The organism is Roseomonas sp. CAU 1739 (genome assembly GCF_039839775.1).
Lineage (GTDB): Bacteria > Pseudomonadota > Alphaproteobacteria > Acetobacterales > Acetobacteraceae > Neoroseomonas.
Genome location: NZ_JBDOQQ010000012.1, coordinates 131,277 through 148,653, shown reverse-complemented (window position 1 = coordinate 148,653; position 17,377 = coordinate 131,277). Strand labels below are relative to the sequence as shown.

Below are 17,377 nucleotides of genomic sequence, written 5' to 3'. Positions count from 1 at the left end.
AGATCCCGATGAGGTGAATCTGCTCGCTCAAACACGACGTGACAGCGATTCGTGTGGGCGGGTCGAATGCAACCCGCTCCAACCTGCCCGATCATGTATGGGTGTCCAGAGGCCCTTAGGCCTTTGGTGGGGTGAGGCTTGGAGAGGGGCAAAGCCCCTTTCCAAGAGAGTCTCACCGCGCCCGTTCGATGCAGAAGGCGACCACATCCGCCAGCGCCCGCTTCTCCGCCGTGTCGGGGAAGCCGGCCAGCGCCGCGATGGCTTGGTCGCCATACAGCCGTGCGCGCTCGATCGTATCGTCCAACGCGCCATGGCGGCGCATCAACGTCAGCGCTTCGCCAAGGTCGCTGTCGGTCTGCTCGCGATCCTCGAGCGTGCGGCGCCAGAAGGCGCGGTCGTCGTCGCTGCCGCGCGCAAAGGCGAGCAGCACCGGCAGGGTGATCTTGCCCTCGCGGAAATCGTCGCCGACGGTCTTGCCCAGAGCCTGCTGGTCGGCGCTGTAGTCGAGCGCATCATCCACCAGCTGGAACGCCACGCCGAGTGCCGCGCCGAACGCGCGCAGCGCCGCCTGGCGCGCCGGCGGCTGGTCGGCGACCACGGCTCCGACCTCGGTGGCGGCGGCGAACAGCGCGGCGGTCTTGCCTTCGATGACCTTGAGGTACTGCGCCTCGGTCGTCGTGGTGTCGTTCTGGGTGATCAGCTGCAGCACCTCGCCCTCGGCGATGGTGGCCGATGCGGCCGACAGGATGCGCAGCACCTCGAGCGAGCCGTCCTCGACCATCACCTCGAAGGCGCGGGAGAACAGGAAGTCGCCGACCAGCACGGAGGCCTTGTTGCCGAACAGCGCATTCGCCGAGGCCTGGCCACGACGCAGCGCGCTTTCATCGACCACGTCGTCATGCAGCAGTGTCGCGGTGTGGATGAACTCGACACAGGCGGCGAGGCCGACATGGCGCTGCCCGCGATAGCCGCACATCCGCGCGGCCGCGAGCGTGAGCAGCGGGCGCAGCCGCTTGCCGCCGGCGGCGACGATATGGGCTGCGAGTTGGGGGATCAGCGCGACATCGCTCTGCATGCGCTCGACGATCAGGCGGTTGCAGGCCGCGAGGTCGTCGCGCACCAGCGACATCAGCGCGCTCAGTGCGTCCTCGCCCTTGCGTGGGGCAATGGCGGCGTTCTCCAGCGCCGTACCGGCGACCTGATCCCGCGCCGTACCGGCGATTTGATCCAGCGCCGTACCGGCGACGAGCGGCTTGGCGGTGGCGCTCACCCTTGCTCTTCTCCTTCTGAGGAGCGCACCATAGTCACGCCCCGCCCAGGCGGCAAGCAGCGGAAAAATCAGGGGAAATGCACTTGCGATGCGCGTCGTCGCCACCACCACCGACCCGGTCCGGCTGTCCTTCCTGCGCGCGCTGCTGGCCGATGCGGGGATCGATACGATCGTGCTCGACGCGCATATCAGCGCGATGGAAGGCGGCATCGGCGCCTTTCCCCGCAGGCTTGCCGTCGCAAGCATGGATGAACATCGCGCCCGCGCCGTGTTGACGGAGGCCGGCGAGGCAACCGCGTGAGCGACACCACCGAGGATACGCTGCTCGACGGTCGGGTGCGGCTGCGCCAGCCGCGGCACGGATTCCGCGCCGGGCTCGATGCCGTGCTGCTGGCCGCCTTCGTGCCGGCGCAGGCAGGCGACGCCGTGCTGGAAGCCGGTTGCGGCAGTGGCGCGGCGTTCCTCTGCCTCGCCGCCCGCGTGCCGGGCCTGCGCATCGCCGCGGTGGAACGCGAGGTGTCCATGGCCGCGCTGGCGCGCGACAATGCCGCGGCCAATGGCGTCGCTGCGATGGTGACCGAGGGCGACGTCGCGGATGTCGCACTGGCACGGCGCATCGGGCCCTGCGACCACGCGATGGCCAATCCGCCCTATTGGCCGGGCGGTACGCCGCCGCCGGGGGCGGTGCGCCGGGTGGCAACGCATGAATCGGGGGCGGGGCTTGTCGCCTGGACCGGCTTTCTCGCCGCTGCGCTGCGCGACCGCGGTACCATCAGCCTGGTGCTGCCCGCCGCGCGCTTCGATGCCGGCATCGAAGCGCTGCGCCGGGCGGGATGCGGGTCGATCACGTTGCTGCCGGTCGCGCCACGCGCCGGGCAGGCCGCGAAGCGCGTGCTGATCCATGCGCGCAAGGCGGGGCGTGCGCCGGCACGCCTGCTGCCGCCCTTCGTGCTGCATCAGGCCGACGGTTGTTTCACCGAAGCCGCAGAGGATGTGCTGCGTCGCGCCGCCACGCTGGCGACGCCATAGGACCTACTGGTCCTTCACCTCGGGATGGCGCAGCAGCCACAGCCGCTCATGCGCCGCCACCAGACTCTCGAGATTCTTGCGCCGGTTCGAATCCGGCGAAGCCGGACGCCGCGTCAGCATCATCTCGAGGATGCGCAGGAGTTCCTCCGCCACCTCGAAATCGCCCTGGTCGCAGGCATGGTGGAACGCGATCAGGATCTTGTCGGATAGTCGGCGGGTGTGACGCGGCGCCGATGCGCCGCCCCGTCCACCCTCGGCGCTGTTCGCGCCGTCGTGATCATCGAACGACATGATGCCCCTCCGCCGATGCCTGCGTCCGGTATCTGCACGATCCGGACAGGTCGGCACGGTCAACATACCGCCAGCGGCGGCCGCGCGTAAGCCTGTGTATCAAAACGCGCGAAGCTGTGCGCTCACAGCCGAAGCGATGGCCTCGGGCGTGCTTTCTGGTCGAAACAGACTGCGAACGCGCCCGTCCGGTCCAACGAAGTAGATGAATGATGAGTGATCCATCAGGTACGAAGTTGAGTCGCGTGGTTGCACCTTCGCGTAATAGACGCGATAGGCGCGCGCCGCTGCCGCAACCTGCTCCGCACTGCCGGTAAGTCCAACCATGCGTGGATGGAAGCGCGAGACATAATCGGCCATCGCTTCCGGCGTGTCGCGCTCGGGGTCGATCGAGATGAAGACCGGCGTCACGCGCTCCCCCGCCGGGCCCATGGCGTCGAGCGCCGCGGCAATCGTGCCGAGTTCGGTCGGGCAGACGTCGGGGCAATAGGTGAAGCCGAAATAGACCAGGAGCGGACGGCCGGCGAAGTCCGCCTGCGTCACCGTCTTGCCGGTCTGGTCCACCATCGTGAAGGGCCCGCCGAGCGAAACGCCCTGCGCGAGTTGCACACCGCCCGCCGAAGGAGCGGGCATGTCGGCGCCGGTCATCCGCGCCAACTGGCGCAGGAATGCGTCGGCGACGGATTCACCGGGCGTGCGAATGAACCAGGCCGTGGCCCAGACGCCGCCGAGCAGCACGACAATGAGAATGGAAGCGAGACGAATGGCGCGGAGCATGATGCGGCGCAGTTAGTCCGCGCGGCGCGGGGTGCGCAAGGGCACCCCGCGCGACGTCATGCAATCGTGCGTTGCATTCAGTGGCGCACGCCCTCGATCGCGCCGTCCGGCTGCGGGCTGGAGAAGACGGAATCCGCGAAGGCTTCCTCCCAGGTCCCGCCGGTGCTCGCCTTGGAATACTCCGTCGCGCGGTTCTCGAAGAAGTTGGTGTGCTCCACCGCGTTCAGCATCTCGTCGAGCCACGGCAGCGGGTTCTTCTCGATGTTGTAGAGCGGTTCGAGACCCAGCTGCTGCAGCCGGCGATCGGCGATGAAGCGGATGTATTCCTTGGTCTGCTGCGCATCGAGGCCCTGCACGCCGCCGAGTTCGAAGGCGAGGTCGATGAAGGCGTCCTCATGCTCCACGATGGTGGCGCAGATCAGGTACAGGTCGCGCTTCAACTCCGCTGTCCAGATCTCGGGATTTTCCTGCACGAAGGTGCGGAACAGGCGGATGACGGACAGGCAGTGCAGCGTCTCGTCGCGCACCGACCACGACACGATCTGCCCCATGCCCTTCATCTTGTTGAAGCGCGGGAAGTTCATCAGGATCGCGAAGGAAGCGAACAGCTGCAGCCCTTCGGTGAAGGCGCCGAAGGCGGCGAGCGTCTTGGCAATCTCGGTCTTCGATTCGACCGAGAAGGTCTGCATGTAGTCGTACTTGTCCTTCATCTCCTTGTATTTGAGGAAGGCGGTGTACTCGATTTCCGGCATGCCGATGGTGTCGAGCAGGTGGCTGTAGGCGGCGATGTGGATCGTCTCGGTGTTCGAGAAGGCCGACATCATCATCAGCACCTCGGTCGGCTTGAAGACCTGGCTGTACTGCTTCATGTAGCAGTTGTTCACCTCGACATCGGCCTGGGTGAAGAAGCGGAAGATCTGCGTCAGCAGGTTGCGCTCGGACTCCGTCAGGTTCTTCTGCCAGTCCTTCACATCGTCGGCGAGCGGCACTTCCTCCGGCAGCCAATGGATGCGCTGCTGGGTCAGCCAGGCGTCATAGGCCCAGGGGTAGCGGAACGGCTTGTAGACCGGGTTCGCGGTCAGAAGGTCGAACTTCACGGGCAGTTCGTCGTTCGAGAATCCGTCGGCCATGAGCCATCCCCCAGGAGCAGTGCGATGCGATGATTCCTACCACAATTGGTGTTCGCGACAATCCATGACCGCAAGATGTTGTGGCAGATGGAAGATACAGCCACACCGCGCGCGACTCGTGGCGCGCGCGGCGGACCATCAACGTCGCCCTATTCCACGCGGATGCCGGCCTCGCGCGCAATCACCGCATTCTCCTGCAACTCGCGGCGGATGCGCGCATCGAAGGCGTCCGGCCCCTCGGCGATGATGACGCCACCGGCATCGACGATGCGCCGCTTGATCGTCGCGTCGTGCAACAGTCCCTGCACATCCGCCGCGATGCGATCCACGATCGGCCGCGGCAGGCCCTTCGGCCCGATGATGCCATACCACGGGCTGGTGTCGGGGATCTCGAAGCCGGCCTCGCCCAGCGTCGGGATGCCGGGCAGCACCTCGACCCGGTCGGGCCCGCCGATGGCCAGCGCGCGCAGGCTGCCATCGCGCGCCAGGCCTATCGCGCCCGACAGCGTGCTGAAGGTCGCCGGCACGCGGCCGGCAACGACCTCCTGCAAGGCGGGCGCGCCGCCGCGGAAGGCGACATGCGTGACCTCGATCCCGGCCTTCCGGCGGAACATCTCCAACGCGAAATGCCCCGAGGAGCCATTGCCCGAGGATGAGAAGGCCATCCCCCCCGCGTCGCGCTTCGCCGCATCCACCAACTGGGCCACGGTGCGGTACGGCGAATCCCGCCCGACGAACAGCACCGTCGGCGAGGCATAGATGTTCACGATCGGCGTGAAGTCCGCGAGCGTGTCGTAAGGCAGCCGCGCATAGACGGCCGCATTGGACGCATGCGTGCTGGCCGCGAGAAAGATCGTGTAGCCATCGGCCGGCGACCGCGCGACCGCCTCGGAGGCGATGACCTGGCTGGCGCCGGCACGGTTCTCGATGACGATGGGCTGGCCCCAGAGACGGCCGAGCGGATCCTGCAACAGGCGACCGCCCAAATCGGTCGGGCCGCCGGCGGGGTAGCCGATGATGAGGCGGACGGGCTTTTCGGGCCAGGGCGCCTGCGCCCGGGCGATGGTCGCCGTGGGCAGGCTCGCCGCCGTGAGGGCGAGGGTGCGCCGTGTGATCATGGTTGTTCCTCCCGGGGTATTGGGAGGAAGGCTAGCGGGGTTCGGCAGCGGGCGTCGATGGGGAGGGACTTGCCCTCCCCAAACCCCACCCACCAAAGGCCCGAGGCCTTTGGAAACCGTCTCGGGGAATGGTGGCCAGGAATGCGCTCAATCTGGTGAGATGGCGCATGCTGGACACGATGGCGGGGTTGCCCGCAGTACATCTGTTGCTGGCGGGGTTGGCTGTTGGCGGCGTGGCGCTCTTGCTGCTGCGGCCTGGCGTCGCGGCGCGCATGTACGGCATGCGCTGGCTGATCGCGCGGCCCATTCTTGCCGCGCTGGGAGCACTTGGCTTCTGCGCGGTGCTGTGGCTGCTCGCGCCCTACGTTCCGGCGAGCCTGAAGCCCGCGATCCATACACCACGAAGCTGCGCCGAGGCCCGCGCCATGGGCTTCGGCACCGCCCGGATCGGCGAGCCTGGATATTTTCGCCACCTCGATGCCGATGGAGATGGCTGGTCCTGCGAACCAATGCCACGCAGGTAAACCATGGAACCAAGTCGAGGTGTCCAGAGGCCCTTAGGCCTTTGGCGGGGTGGCTTGGAGGGGCAGAGCCCCTCCAACCTTCACTGGCAGGCCAGGCATTCCTCGTAATTGTTGGAACCCGCCGGCGCCGCCGCCGCCATCGGCAACCGGACCTCGCGCTCCGTCGGCACATGCGCCGCCATGATATCGCCCTGCCCGACCACCTTCTCGCTGATCGTGTCCGCGCGCTGGATCGACAGCGAGCGGCAATAATACAGCGACTTCACCCCCTTCTTCCATGCGGACATGTGGATCTGGTGGAGGTCGCGCTTGTGCACGTTCGCCGGCAGGAACAGGTTCACCGACTGCGACTGGCAGATGAACGGCGTGCGGTCGGCCGCGTGCTCGATCACCCAGCGCTGGTCTAGCTCGAAGGCAGTCTTGAAGATCGCCTTTTCCTGTTCCGACAGGAAGTCGAGATGCTGCACCGAACCCTTGGTGACGGTCACCGAGGTCCAGGTCTCGTCATCGTCGCGCCCGTGCTTGGCCAGCACCTTCTGCAGGTACGGGTTGCGCACGATGAACGACCCGGACAGCGTCTTGTGATTGTAGACGTTCGCCGCGATCGGTTCGATGCCCGGGGATGCGCCGCCGCAGATGATGCTGATCGACGCCGTCGGCGCGATCGCCATCTTGTGGGAGAAGCGCTCCATGATGCCGTATTCGGCGGCGTCGGGGCACGGCCCGCGCTCCTCCGCCAGCAGGCGCGAGGCGGCATCCGCCTGCTCGCGCACATGCTTGAACATCTTCTTGTTCCACACCTTCGCGACAACGGATTCGAAGGGCACGTTCATCATCTGCAGGAACGAATGGAACCCCATCACGCCGAGGCCCACGGAGCGCTCCCGCATCGCGGAATACTTCGCCCGCGCCATCGAATCCGGCGCGGTGTCGATGAAGGACTGCAGCACGTTGTCGAGGAAGCGCATGACATCCGTGATGAACAGCGGATCGTCCTTCCACTCGAACCAAGTCTCGCAGTTCAGCGAGGACAGGCAGCACACCGCGGTGCGCTGTTCGCCGTGCTGGTCGATCCCGGTCGGCAGGGTGATCTCGGAGCACAGGTTCGAGGTCTTGACCTCAAGCCCCGCCAGCTTGTGATGCGCCGGCTGCGCGCGATGCACATGGTCGGAATAGATCAGGTACGGCTCGCCGGTCTCGATGCGCGCCGTCAGGATGCGGATCCACAGCGCGCGCGCCGAGACCTTGCGCATCACCGCCTGGTCCTTGGGCGACAGCAGCGCCCATTCCTCGTCATTTTCCACCGCGCGCATGAAGGCATCCGGGATCAGGATGCCGTGGTGCAGGTTCAGCGCCTTGCGGTTCGGGTCGCCGCCGGTCGGGCGACGCATTTCGAGGAATTCCTCGATCTCCGGATGGTTCACCGGCAGGTAGCAGGCCGCCGAACCGCGCCGCAGCGACCCCTGGCTGATCGCCAGCGTCAGGCTGTCCATCACCCGGATGAAAGGGATGACGCCGGAGGTCTTGCCGTTCCGCCCGACCTTCTCGCCGATGCCGCGCAGATTGCCCCAGTAGGACCCGATGCCGCCGCCCTTCGCGGCCAGCCACACATTCTCGTTCCACAGCCCGACGATGCCATCGAGGCTGTCGGACGCTTCATTGAGGAAGCAGGAGATCGGCAGCCCGCGCGTCGTACCCCCATTCGACAGCACAGGCGTCGCCGGCATGAACCACAGCCGGCTGATGTAGTCGTAGATGCGCTGCGCATGCGCCGCGTCGTCGCCATAGGCCGAGGCCACCCGCGCGAAGAGATCCTGGTAGGATTCCCCCGGCAGCAGGTAGCGGTCATCCAGCGTGGCCTTGCCGAAATCGGTCAGAAGCGCGTCGCGCGACGGATCGGTCCGGACCTGGCCATGGCCCTCAAGCTGAACTGCATCGAACACGTCAGACCCCCCAACCAAACTCATCCCCTGGGCATGCATCCTGCCGCCCAAGCGCCATCCGACACAAGATGTAGTCTTGCCACAGTCACATGACCACCACATGGGGTGGCCAACTGACCCCTTGCCAAGAGTCCCCGGTTTGTCACAGCCGGAAATATGTTCCCGTTTCGTTCATGATTCCGCGCCCCGATGCCCTTGGCAAGGCAGGACTTTTCCACAGGCGCGAACGGGCCCACTGTGCCGTCGCAAACGAGGAACCACGTCGCGCCGGGAGGGGTCGTCCCCCTCCCGCGCCGCGCGGATCCGATGCCAGACGCGCCAACCGGCACGGGAGAATGCGATGCCGCTCAAGGATATTCTCGTCCATCTCGACACCACGCCCCAATCGGCGGGGCGGCTGGAACTGGCCATCGACCTCGCCCGCCGGCACGATGCGCATCTGACCGCCCTGCATGTCGTCGATATCGGCATGCCGCTGATCGCCATGGCCGATGGCGGCGGCGGTGTCGCGCTGGCCGGGCTGATCGACCAGATGCGCGAATCTGCCCTGGCCGATGCCGCCCGCATCGAGGCCGCCTTCCGCGAGCGCATGCGCCGCGAAGCGATGCAGGGCGAATGGCGCCAGGCCGAAGGCATGGTGGCGGAACTGGTCACCCTGCATGCCCGCTATGCCGACCTCGTGATCGTCGGGCAGGAAGACCCCGATGGGCCGTCCACCGGCACGGCGGGCCTCGCCGGCGATATCCTGTTCGGTGCCGGGCGGCCGGTGCTGGCCGTCCCCTATGCCGGCAGCTTCACCAGCACCGGCCGGCGCGTCCTGGTCGGCTGGAACGCAAGCCGCGAGGCCGCGCGCGCCGTCAACGACGCCCTGCCGCTGATCGCCGGTGCGGATTCGGCGGTGGTCCTGGCCGCCAATCCGAAGGGCGGCATCGATGGCCATGGGGAGGAACCGGGCGCGGACATCGCCATCCACCTCGCGCGCCATGGCGTGAAGGTCTCGGTCGAACATCGACTCGCGCCCGACGTGCCGGATGCCGACCTGCTACTGAACCACGCCTCCGACATCTCGGCGGATCTGATCGTGATCGGCGCCTACGGGCATTCGCGGCTGCGCGAATTCGTCCTCGGCGGGGTGACGCGGACCATCCTGAAGCAGATGACGGTGCCGGTGCTGATGTCGCACTGATTTGGGTCGTGGCGGTTGGAGGGGCGTTGCCCCTCCAACCCACCCCACCAATGGCCAGTGGGGCTTTGGAAACCGATACCTGGCGCCCGACGCTGTGGGCAGGATCGGTACCCGGAGGCGCCCATCGTGCCCGAAGACATCTTCGCCGTTTGGTCCAGCCGTCCCGCTTGGCACCAAGTCAAGGTTTCCAAAGGCCCACTGGCCTTTGGTGAGGGAGGCCCGGAGGAGGTAAAGCCCGCTCCGGTTTCACCCTCCTACCCCGCCGCCGCCGCGTTCCGCAGCGCCAGCCGCTTCCCCACGATATACCCCCACGCCATGTTCGGCCCGATCGTCGTACCGGTGCCTACATTGCGCGACCCGATCGGGTTCGCCATGGCGATCCCCGCCGCGAACAGTCCGGGGATCACGCTGCCATCGGGCCGCAACACCTCGGCATGTTCGTTGGTCCGCGCGCCCCCCTTGGTGCCCAGGATCGACCGGCTCAGCGGCATGGCCAGGAACGGCGCGCGGGTGATCGGGTCCATCCCGGCCCGGCGCCGCTTGTCCCCTGCCGCCGCCGGGTCGGGCCGTGCCGGTCGGCCGAAATCCTCGTCGCGCCCGGCGGCCGCGAAGGCGTTGAAGCGGGCGACGCTCGCTTCCAGCGCCACCGGCTCGACGCCGATCAGCCTCGCCAGGGTGCCGATGTCGGGTGCGGCGCGCATCCAGGCCGGATCGGCCTTGGCCGCCCAGCGCACGGGCGGCACCTGGTCGAGCATCCGCGCATCGGTGATCACCCACGCCGGCAGGTGGACCGGCTGGCCCGTCGCCGGGTCGCGACGGTCGAGCGCCTCGCCGATGTTGAAGGTCAGCTCGTTCATGAAGCGCTCGCCATGCCGGTTGACCAGCATGGCGTTGGTCTCGGTGTGGAAGGGCACCGGCTGCGCCAAAACCTGTCCCTGGTAGCGAACCGGGATGGACGGCGCGATCGTCGCCTGGTCCATCCGCGCCAGCTCGGCGCCGGCGGCCGCGGCCATGCGCTGGCCGTCGCCCTCATGCGCGGTCGGGCTGCCGCGATAGTCGACGGGGCCGGGGAAATGCCGCGCGAGCAAATCCGCATCCCATTCGAAGCCGCCGGTGGCGATCACTACGCCCGCAGCGGCCGTCCAGACCTCCCGCGCGCCGCCGCGTTCGACAACCGCCCCCGTCACCGCGCCGGTTGCGTCCTGGGTCAGTTCCATCGCGCGCGCCGATAGCTCGAACCGCACCCCGGCATCGAGGCAGCCGCGCAGCAGCCCGGTGACCAGCGCCGTCCCCTTGCCCCGCGCATTGACCAGCCAGCGCCACAGGAGCCGCGGCGCCAGCGACAGCGCCGTGCTGTAGGGCTTGTGGTAGATGTCGGTGGTCACCGCCTCGTGGTAGGTGAAAATCTCCGGGATGGTGGATTTGCGGATGCGGAAGGCGAAGCGCCCCGCCCGCCACCGGCTGAGCGCCCTGGGCGACATCATCCGCCCGCGCAGCTTCGCCCCCGGCAGCGTCCGCAGCGGGTCGGGTTCCGGCGTCAGGGCGAAGCGCAGCGGCGTCTTCGCCTCGACGAATTTCAGCATCTCCGGCGCGGCCTTCACGAAGGCCTGCCACAGCGGCTCCTCGGTCTCGGCCCAGCCTTCCGGGGCGGCGGCGCGGATATAGGTCAGCGCCTCCTCGACGCTGTCCTCGATGCCGGCCTCGGCCGCCAGGTGATTGGCCGGGATCCAGGTGCCCGCGCCGGACATGGCGGTGGTGCCGCCCAGCCGGTCGGTCTTCTCCAGCACCGTGACACGCAGGCCCTGCGCCGCGGCGGTCAGCGCCGCCACCAGCCCCGCCGAGCCAGAACCCAGCACCAGCACATCGGTATCGAATGTCGTCATGGGGCGTTCATCCCCCCGCGCCGCCGGCCCGGCAAGGGGGCGGCGCATCATACGCCCCGCCGATGGCGATGATCCCGCAATCCCATTGGCACCGGCACGCGCAAAGGCGCATCTGAGCGGGCAGACGAAGGAGACGCCGCCATGCCCGACACCCTGCCCCAGCCCACCACCGTCCGCCCCGCCATCCATCCGGCGACGCGCATCGGCCACGTCCATCTCAAGGTCGCCAATCTCGACCGCGCCCTGGCGTTCTGGCGCGACGTGATCGGGCTGGAGGTCCAGCAGACCTATGGCGACCAGGCGGTGTTCCTCTCGGCCGGCGGCTACCACCACCACATCGCGCTCAACACCTGGGAGAGCAAGGACGGCGCCTGGCCACCGCCGGGCACGACCGGGCTGTTCCATGTCGCGCTGCTGTACCCGGACCGCCGCGCGCTGGCCCAGGCGCTGCAGCGGCTGCTCGATGCCGGCTGGCCGCTGGAAGGGGCTTCGGACCATGGCGTGTCCGAGGCGCTGTACCTGCGCGACCCGGACGGCAATGGCGTGGAACTGTATCGCGACCGGGAGGAAGCCGACTGGCCGCGTGACGCGTCGGGCAGGCTCGCCATGGTCACGAAGCGGCTGGACCTGAACGCGCTGCTGGCCGAGGCGGCATAGAGCGGTTCGCGTTCGACTGCGCTCGCGCAAGCCGCTCAAACCCCGTGCTTGAGCGAGCATCTCCACGCGGCTGGCTGATACCAACGGCCGAATTCCTCGACCGTCGGAATCGGCTTCGGCCCGCCCGCGGACGCGTCGTGCCGAAGGCACGCCCATGGCGTGACGCGCAAACCTCCGGCTTGCCTGGCTTTCGCCGGACTGCCTTCGCGGCCTCGGCACGAGTCAATCACGCGTGCCGTTGGTATGAGTCCGGTCAGGCACGATCCGCCCGAGGCGCACGCCGCCTGCCACCGATTGGCGTGACTCGCGCGGCGGTGATCGCACATCGCCGCGCCGCTGGCGTAACGTCTCCGGCGGGAGGACGTGACGATGAACGCGATGCTCCTTGCGCTCGGCTCATGTGCCCTTGTCGCGACCTGTAGCAGTCCGGCGGCGGCGCAGACCGAAACCGCGGCCCGGCGGGAATGCCTCCAGGCCATCCGGGAACAGGGCATCCGGGGCTTCGCCCTGGAATATCCCCGCTTCGTCCGGACGTCGGACGGCGCCTCGCTGACCGGCCAGATGGTGCAGGGCCCGAGCCGCCTGGACTTCACTTGCGCAATCGACCGGCAGGCCAAGGTGACCGACCTCGTCCTGACCAGCCCGACGCGATAGGCGCTGCGACGCTGGCGCCCGCCGCGCTGGCTACAGGGCCTGCTGCGCCTCCTCGCGCAGCATCTCCAGTTCCAGCCAGCGCTCCTCGGCGCCGGACAGCGCGGCCTGCGCCTTGCCCAGCGCCTCCGTCGCCTTGCGGAAGCCGATCGGGTCGCGGGTGTAGAACCCCGCATCGGCCATCAGCGCATCGAGCTTCGCGATCTCCGCCGACAGCGCCGCCATCTCGCGCGGCAGCGTCTTCAGCTCATGCTGTTCCTTCGCATTCATGCGCACGCGCTGGCGCGGCGGCGGCTCGGCACGCGGCGTGGCCTCGGCCCTCGCCGCCGCCTTCGCCTCGGCCCTGGCCGGTTCGCCGGACCGCGCGCGGACCCCGTGGCCGCGCTGCGCCACCATGTCGGAATACCCGCCGGCATAATCCTGCCAGCGCCCATCGCCTTCCGACGCGATCACGCTGGTCACGGTACGGTCGAGGAAGTCGCGGTCATGACTGACCAGGATGACGGTGCCGGCGTAATCCGCCACCAGTTCCTGCAGCAGGTCCAGCGTCTCCAGATCCAGGTCGTTGGTCGGTTCGTCCAGCACCAGCAGGTTGGATGGCTTGGCGAAGGCGCGCGCCAGCATCAGCCGCCCGCGCTCGCCGCCCGACAGGGCCGACAGCGGCGTCCGCGCCTGTTCCGGCGTGAACAGGAAGTCCTTCATGTAGCCGATCACATGGCGCGGCTGGCCGTTCACATGCACCTGGTCGCCGCGGCCTTCGGTCAGCGCCGCCGACAGCGTGATGGATGGATCGAGGCTCGCGCGCTTCTGGTCGAGCCCCACCATCTCGATCGCCGTGCCGAGCCGCACCTCCCCACTGTCCGGCGCCAGCACGCCGATCAGCATGTTCAGCAGCGTCGTCTTGCCCGCGCCATTCGGCCCGACGATGCCGACGCGATCGCCGCGCATGATGCGCGTGGTGACGTCGCGCACGATCACCCGGTCGCCATAGGATTTCGAGATCGCATCCGCCGCGACGACCAGATTGCCCGACCCGGCGGCCTCGGAGGCCGCCATAGTGACGCGCCCCTGCGCGCCCACGCGCTCGCGGCGCTTCGCCCGCAGCGCGTGCAGGTTCTCCAGCCGCCGGACATTACGCTTGCGCCGGGCGGTGACGCCGTAGCGCAGCCAATGCTCCTCCCGCACGATCTTGCGGGCGAGCTTGTGGGCGTCGCGCTCCTCCTCCTCCAGCACCTGGTCGCGCCAGGTCTCGAAGTTCGCGAAACCCTGTTCCAGCCGCCGCGTCGCACCACGGTCGAGCCACACCATGGCGCGCGACAGCCTTTCGAGAAACCGCCGGTCATGGCTGATCAGCACCAGCGCGCAGTTCAGCGAGGCGAGTTCGGCTTCCAGCCACTCGATCGCCGGCAGGTCCAGATGGTTGGTCGGTTCATCCAGCAGCAGGATGTCCGGCGAGGAGGCCAGCGCGCGCACCAGCGCGGCGCGGCGCGTCTCCCCACCCGACAGTGCGGCCGGCGTCTCCTCCCCGGTCATGCCGAGTTGTTCGAGCAGGTAGCGCGCGCGATAGGGGTCGTCGTTCGGCCCGAGCCCAGCCTCGACATAGGCCATCACATTGGCGAAGGCCGAGAGGTCCGGCTCCTGCTCCAGGTAGCGCATGGTCGCACCGGGCTGGAGGAAACGCGTGCCGGCCTCGGCCTCGATGAGGCCGGCGGCGACTTTCAGAAGGGTGGATTTGCCAGAGCCGTTGCGCCCGACCAGGGCGAGCCGCTCGCCGGGCGCGACGGACAGCGATGCCCCTTCCAGCAGGAGGGTGGAGCCGAAGCCGTGGCGGATGTCAGTGAGCAGCAGAAGGGGGGGCGGAGCCATGGCGCGTTCCTCGCCGCATGCGGCCGCCGGGTCAACCTCCCGATGAGGTCCCGCAACCGGCCGACAGCGGCGCCGAGGCCTCCCTGTCCTTCGACAGGAAGGCCGCGACACTGACCAAGGCACGCAGGGCGGCGCGGCGAGCCTGCTGTGACGGCGCGCTACCCCGCGAAGGGGTCGCGCATCATGATCGTGTCGTCGCGCTCCGGGCTGGTGGACAGCAGCACGATCGGCGCTTCCACCAGTTCCTCAATGCGGCGGACATACTTCACCGCTTCCGCCGGCAATTCGGCATAGGACCGCGCGCCACGGGTGGACCCGGCCCAGCCGGACATCGTCTCGAAGATCGGCTCGGCCGCCGCCTGGGCGCGGAAGGCCGCGGGCAGGCGCTTCACCGTCTCGCCATTGATGCGGTAGCCGGTGCAGATCTTCAGTTCCGGCAGCCCGTCCAGCACGTCGAGCTTGGTCAGCACCAGCCCGTTGATGCCACCGACCTTCACCGCCTGGCGCACCATGCAGGCATCGAACCAGCCGCAGCGGCGCGGCCGGCCGGTGACGGTGCCGAATTCGCGCCCGCGCTCACCCAGCAGCCTGCCGGTCTCATCGAACAATTCGGACGGGAACGGCCCTGAGCCCACGCGCGTCGCATAGGCCTTGGCGATGCCGAGCACGAAGCCGATCGCGTCCGGCCCTGCGCCCGACCCCGCCGCCGCATTGCCGGCGACGGTGTTGCTGCTGGTGACATAGGGATAGGTGCCGTGGTCGACGTCCAGCATCACCGCCTGCGCGCCCTCGAACAGCACGCGCTTGCCGGTGGACCGCGCATCGGACAGGCGTTCCCACACCGGTTCGGCATAGGGCAGCAGCTGCGGCGCCAGGGCGAGCAGCCCGTCGAGCAATTCCTGCTTGGCGAATTCCGGCGCGCCGAGGCCGCGCAACAGCGCGTTGTGGTGCAGCAGCAATTCGTCGAGCTTGGCCGACAGCGTCTCGGGCTCGGCGAGGTCGCACAGGCGGATGGCGCGGCGGCCGACCTTGTCCTCATAGGCCGGGCCGATGCCGCGCCCGGTCGTGCCGATCTTGTCCTCGCCCCGCGCGGCCTCGCGCGCCTTGTCCAGCGCGGGGTGCAGCGGAAGGATCAGCGGCACGTTCTCGGCGATGCGCAGGTTGTCCGGCGACACCTTCAGCCCCTGGGCGGTGACGCGCGCGATCTCGCTCAGCAACGCCTCGGGGTCCAGCACCACGCCATTGCCGATGATGCCAAGCTTGCCGCGCACCACGCCCGAGGGCAGCAGCGACAGCTTGTAGGTCTCGTTGCCCACCACCAGCGTGTGGCCGGCATTGTGGCCGCCCTGGAAGCGCACGACGATATCGGCGCGGCTGGCGAGCCAGTCCACCACCTTGCCCTTGCCCTCGTCGCCCCACTGGGCGCCGATCACGGCGACATTGGCCATGGGTTCAGTCCTTCGTCAGGATCGGGACGGCCGCGCCGTCCTTCAATTCATGGGTGCAGCGCAGGCGCTGCGGCGTGTCCTCGGGTGCCAGTGCGGCGACCGTCGCGAAACCCTGGGCGCGGAAGGCCGCGCCATCGGCGCCGGCCGGCAGGAACAGCCGTGGCCTCGGCACCGTGGCGGGGGCGGCGCGCAGCACCGCGTCAGGATACAACGTCATGCCCGTCGCCGGCTCATCGTTCTGCGAGACATACCGCCCCCCGCGCGCGAGTTCGCCCGACATCCCCGCCCCGAACAGCGTGAAGGCGACCCCGGTGTGATAGCGGAAGCCGCGGAACTCGACCGGGTCGAGGGTGATCCGCAATCCCGGCGCCCGCGCCCGGATGGCGGCGAGCACAGTGGCCGCATTCTGCGCGATGGCCCGCGCGACCGGCGGCAGGTCCGCTGCATCCAGCGCCGCCAGCGCGCCATCGGCCGGACCGGTCGCGGCCATCAGCCCGGGCAGCGACGCCAGCGCGCCCGGCTGGCCCTGCACCAGCGCCGTCACGGCCGCGCTGTCCTTGCGGTCCAGCGCATGCGCAAGGCTCGATCGCAGCGCCGGCGAAACCCCAGCGGCCTCCATCAGCGCCGGCACCATCGTCGGCAAGGTCACGTCCAGGCTGACATTGGTCACGCCGATGGCGGCCAGCGCCTCGACCGCGACGATGGCGACCTCGGCATCCGCTGCGGGCGCGGCGCCGCCGATCAGTTCCACCCCCGCCTGCGGCAATTGCCGCGAAGGCGCCAACTGCGTGCCGCGCACCCGCAGCACCTGGCCGGCATAGCACAGGCGCAGCGGCCGCGCCTGGCCGCCCAGCCGGGTCGCGGCGATGCGCGCGACCTGCGGCGTGGTGTCCGCCCGCAGGCCCATCATGCGCTGGCTGACCGGGTCCATCAGGCGGAAGGTCTGCTCGGCCACCGCGGCACCCGATCCGGCCAGCAGGCTGTCCTCGAATTCCAGCAGGGGCGGCTTCACCCGTTCGTAACCATGGGCGGCGAAGACACCCATCATGGCTTCGACAAGGCCGGCCTCCCGCTCGGCTTCGGGCGGCAGGAGGTCGGCGAGGCCCGCGGGCAGCAGGGCGGGATTGGGCAGGTCGTCGGTCATGGCCGGCCGAGGGTGTGGCAGGGCGCCCGCCGCCGGGCAACCCCCGGCCGTGCAAGGCGGCCCCGCGCCGTGATTCCGCCATGGCTTGGCCGGGCTGCGGCCATGGCGGCCAGGCACAAGGGCGCGATCGGCTTCACCGGTCGTCAACCATTTCCGCCGCAGGATGTTTTTCCGGTGAACCCAGGCGGGAGAAAGAAAGTCATGTCACAGGCCAGCGCCTTCACCGCCCTTCCGGCCCATGCCGCCGACCATCGGGATGAGTTGCCGCGGGCCGAGAATCCAGGCCGTGCCTTCGCCAACGGCCTACTGCTGGCCCTGCCGCTATGGGGCCTGATCGGCCTGGCGATCTGGGCGATCGTCTGACGCTCGATCTGGACGATCGTCTGACCCTCGATCTGGGCGATCGCCTGACGCCGCCTGCACTTCCCGGACCACCCGGCGCTGAGGCATCCTGCCATCTGCA

17 protein-coding genes are annotated in these 17,377 nt (G+C 68.8%); 7 read left to right on the top strand and 10 right to left on the bottom strand.

The annotated features are described in order from the left end of the window. Positions 1-172: 172 nt before the first annotated feature. On the bottom strand, positions 173-1,129 hold the full coding sequence (locus AAFN86_RS19285; protein ID WP_347545219.1) for a polyprenyl synthetase family protein: 957 nt from the start codon (positions 1,127-1,129) through the stop codon (positions 173-175). Between the two features lie 229 nt (positions 1,130-1,358). Here AAFN86_RS19285 and AAFN86_RS19280 point away from each other — a divergent pair, with 229 nt between their 5' ends. Next, positions 1,359-1,571, top strand: coding sequence for a DUF2007 domain-containing protein (locus tag AAFN86_RS19280; protein ID WP_347545151.1), 213 nt, complete (start codon positions 1,359-1,361; stop codon positions 1,569-1,571). Further along, positions 1,568-2,299: a methyltransferase gene (locus AAFN86_RS19275; protein ID WP_347545149.1), complete on the top strand. Its 732-nt coding sequence runs from the start codon at positions 1,568-1,570 to the stop codon at positions 2,297-2,299. Before AAFN86_RS19280 ends, AAFN86_RS19275 begins: the two co-directional genes overlap by 4 nt. A gap of 3 nt (positions 2,300-2,302) precedes the next feature. Here AAFN86_RS19275 and AAFN86_RS19270 read toward each other — a convergent pair whose 3' ends face one another. From AAFN86_RS19270 to AAFN86_RS19255, 4 genes are all read right to left on the bottom strand, one after another. After that, the gene (locus tag AAFN86_RS19270) at positions 2,303-2,590 is read right to left on the bottom strand and encodes a hypothetical protein (RefSeq protein ID WP_347545148.1); all 288 of its coding nucleotides are present in this window, start codon (positions 2,588-2,590) and stop codon (positions 2,303-2,305) included. Between the two features lie 99 nt (positions 2,591-2,689). Beyond that, entirely contained in the window at positions 2,690-3,364 is a 675-nt protein-coding gene (locus AAFN86_RS19265; RefSeq protein WP_347545147.1) for an SCO family protein, read from the bottom strand. A 77-nt stretch (positions 3,365-3,441) separates the two neighbouring features. Next, positions 3,442-4,494: a ribonucleotide-diphosphate reductase subunit beta gene (locus tag AAFN86_RS19260; protein WP_347545145.1), complete on the bottom strand. Its 1,053-nt coding sequence runs from the start codon at positions 4,492-4,494 to the stop codon at positions 3,442-3,444. A 149-nt stretch (positions 4,495-4,643) separates the two neighbouring features. Continuing rightward, on the bottom strand, positions 4,644-5,612 hold the full coding sequence (locus AAFN86_RS19255; RefSeq protein ID WP_347545144.1) for a tripartite tricarboxylate transporter substrate-binding protein: 969 nt from the start codon (positions 5,610-5,612) through the stop codon (positions 4,644-4,646). A gap of 167 nt (positions 5,613-5,779) precedes the next feature. Between AAFN86_RS19255 and AAFN86_RS19250 the strand changes: the two genes are divergently transcribed. After that, a complete protein-coding gene (locus tag AAFN86_RS19250) occupies positions 5,780-6,136 on the top strand; it encodes an excalibur calcium-binding domain-containing protein (protein WP_347545143.1) in 357 nt (118 codons plus the stop codon). Positions 6,137-6,216: 80 nt separating this feature from the next. Here AAFN86_RS19250 and AAFN86_RS19245 read toward each other — a convergent pair whose 3' ends face one another. Next, a complete protein-coding gene (locus AAFN86_RS19245) occupies positions 6,217-8,103 on the bottom strand; it encodes a ribonucleoside-diphosphate reductase subunit alpha (protein ID WP_347545141.1) in 1,887 nt (628 codons plus the stop codon). Positions 8,104-8,419: 316 nt separating this feature from the next. On the opposite strand from AAFN86_RS19245, the gene AAFN86_RS19240 reads away from it, so the two are divergent. Beyond that, a complete protein-coding gene (locus tag AAFN86_RS19240) occupies positions 8,420-9,265 on the top strand; it encodes a universal stress protein (RefSeq protein ID WP_347545139.1) in 846 nt (281 codons plus the stop codon). A 254-nt stretch (positions 9,266-9,519) separates the two neighbouring features. Here AAFN86_RS19240 and AAFN86_RS19235 read toward each other — a convergent pair whose 3' ends face one another. Then, complete coding sequence (locus AAFN86_RS19235; RefSeq protein ID WP_347545138.1) at positions 9,520-11,148, bottom strand: FAD-dependent oxidoreductase; 1,629 nt, start codon at positions 11,146-11,148, stop codon at positions 9,520-9,522. Positions 11,149-11,289: 141 nt separating this feature from the next. Here AAFN86_RS19235 and AAFN86_RS19230 point away from each other — a divergent pair, with 141 nt between their 5' ends. Together AAFN86_RS19230 and AAFN86_RS19225 are read left to right on the top strand one after the other, a co-directional pair. Then, on the top strand, positions 11,290-11,805 hold the full coding sequence (locus tag AAFN86_RS19230) for a VOC family protein (RefSeq protein ID WP_347545136.1): 516 nt from the start codon (positions 11,290-11,292) through the stop codon (positions 11,803-11,805). 369 nt (positions 11,806-12,174) lie between these two features. Next, positions 12,175-12,459, top strand: a complete 285-nt coding sequence (locus tag AAFN86_RS19225; protein WP_347545134.1) for a hypothetical protein — start codon at positions 12,175-12,177, stop codon at positions 12,457-12,459. A gap of 30 nt (positions 12,460-12,489) precedes the next feature. On the opposite strand, the gene AAFN86_RS19220 is transcribed toward AAFN86_RS19225, so the two are convergent. The 3 genes from AAFN86_RS19220 to AAFN86_RS19210 form a co-directional block, all read right to left on the bottom strand. Beyond that, positions 12,490-14,322, bottom strand: coding sequence for an ATP-binding cassette domain-containing protein (locus AAFN86_RS19220; RefSeq protein ID WP_347545132.1), 1,833 nt, complete (start codon positions 14,320-14,322; stop codon positions 12,490-12,492). 158 nt (positions 14,323-14,480) lie between these two features. Further along, a complete protein-coding gene (locus tag AAFN86_RS19215; protein WP_347545131.1) occupies positions 14,481-15,770 on the bottom strand; it encodes an adenylosuccinate synthase in 1,290 nt (429 codons plus the stop codon). 4 nt (positions 15,771-15,774) lie between these two features. Then, the gene (locus AAFN86_RS19210; RefSeq protein ID WP_347545129.1) at positions 15,775-16,914 is read right to left on the bottom strand and encodes an ATP phosphoribosyltransferase regulatory subunit; all 1,140 of its coding nucleotides are present in this window, start codon (positions 16,912-16,914) and stop codon (positions 15,775-15,777) included. A gap of 201 nt (positions 16,915-17,115) precedes the next feature. Here AAFN86_RS19210 and AAFN86_RS19205 point away from each other — a divergent pair, with 201 nt between their 5' ends. Continuing rightward, positions 17,116-17,277, top strand: coding sequence for a hypothetical protein (locus AAFN86_RS19205; protein ID WP_347545127.1), 162 nt, complete (start codon positions 17,116-17,118; stop codon positions 17,275-17,277). Positions 17,278-17,377 lie beyond the last annotated feature (100 nt).

What these genes read in the sequence shown, in the direction of transcription:
- AAFN86_RS19285 (WP_347545219.1), bottom strand. Translation starts at nt 1,129, where the DNA reads ATGTCGCTGGTGCGCGACGACCTCGCGGCCTGCAACCGCCTGATCGTC.
- AAFN86_RS19280 (WP_347545151.1), top strand. Translation starts at nt 1,359, where the DNA reads ATGCGCGTCGTCGCCACCACCACCGACCCGGTCCGGCTGTCCTTCCTG.
- AAFN86_RS19270 (WP_347545148.1), bottom strand. Translation starts at nt 2,590, where the DNA reads ATGTCGTTCGATGATCACGACGGCGCGAACAGCGCCGAGGGTGGACGG.
- AAFN86_RS19265 (WP_347545147.1), bottom strand. Translation starts at nt 3,364, where the DNA reads ATGCTCCGCGCCATTCGTCTCGCTTCCATTCTCATTGTCGTGCTGCTC.
- AAFN86_RS19260 (WP_347545145.1), bottom strand. Translation starts at nt 4,494, where the DNA reads ATGGCCGACGGATTCTCGAACGACGAACTGCCCGTGAAGTTCGACCTT.
- AAFN86_RS19255 (WP_347545144.1), bottom strand. Translation starts at nt 5,612, where the DNA reads ATGATCACACGGCGCACCCTCGCCCTCACGGCGGCGAGCCTGCCCACG.
- AAFN86_RS19250 (WP_347545143.1), top strand. Translation starts at nt 5,780, where the DNA reads ATGCTGGACACGATGGCGGGGTTGCCCGCAGTACATCTGTTGCTGGCG.
- AAFN86_RS19245 (WP_347545141.1), bottom strand. Translation starts at nt 8,103, where the DNA reads ATGAGTTTGGTTGGGGGGTCTGACGTGTTCGATGCAGTTCAGCTTGAG.
- AAFN86_RS19240 (WP_347545139.1), top strand. Translation starts at nt 8,420, where the DNA reads ATGCCGCTCAAGGATATTCTCGTCCATCTCGACACCACGCCCCAATCG.
- AAFN86_RS19235 (WP_347545138.1), bottom strand. Translation starts at nt 11,148, where the DNA reads ATGACGACATTCGATACCGATGTGCTGGTGCTGGGTTCTGGCTCGGCG.
- AAFN86_RS19230 (WP_347545136.1), top strand. Translation starts at nt 11,290, where the DNA reads ATGCCCGACACCCTGCCCCAGCCCACCACCGTCCGCCCCGCCATCCAT.
- AAFN86_RS19225 (WP_347545134.1), top strand. Translation starts at nt 12,175, where the DNA reads ATGAACGCGATGCTCCTTGCGCTCGGCTCATGTGCCCTTGTCGCGACC.
- AAFN86_RS19220 (WP_347545132.1), bottom strand. Translation starts at nt 14,322, where the DNA reads ATGGCTCCGCCCCCCCTTCTGCTGCTCACTGACATCCGCCACGGCTTC.
- AAFN86_RS19215 (WP_347545131.1), bottom strand. Translation starts at nt 15,770, where the DNA reads ATGGCCAATGTCGCCGTGATCGGCGCCCAGTGGGGCGACGAGGGCAAG.
- AAFN86_RS19210 (WP_347545129.1), bottom strand. Translation starts at nt 16,914, where the DNA reads ATGACCGACGACCTGCCCAATCCCGCCCTGCTGCCCGCGGGCCTCGCC.
- AAFN86_RS19205 (WP_347545127.1), top strand. Translation starts at nt 17,116, where the DNA reads ATGTCACAGGCCAGCGCCTTCACCGCCCTTCCGGCCCATGCCGCCGAC.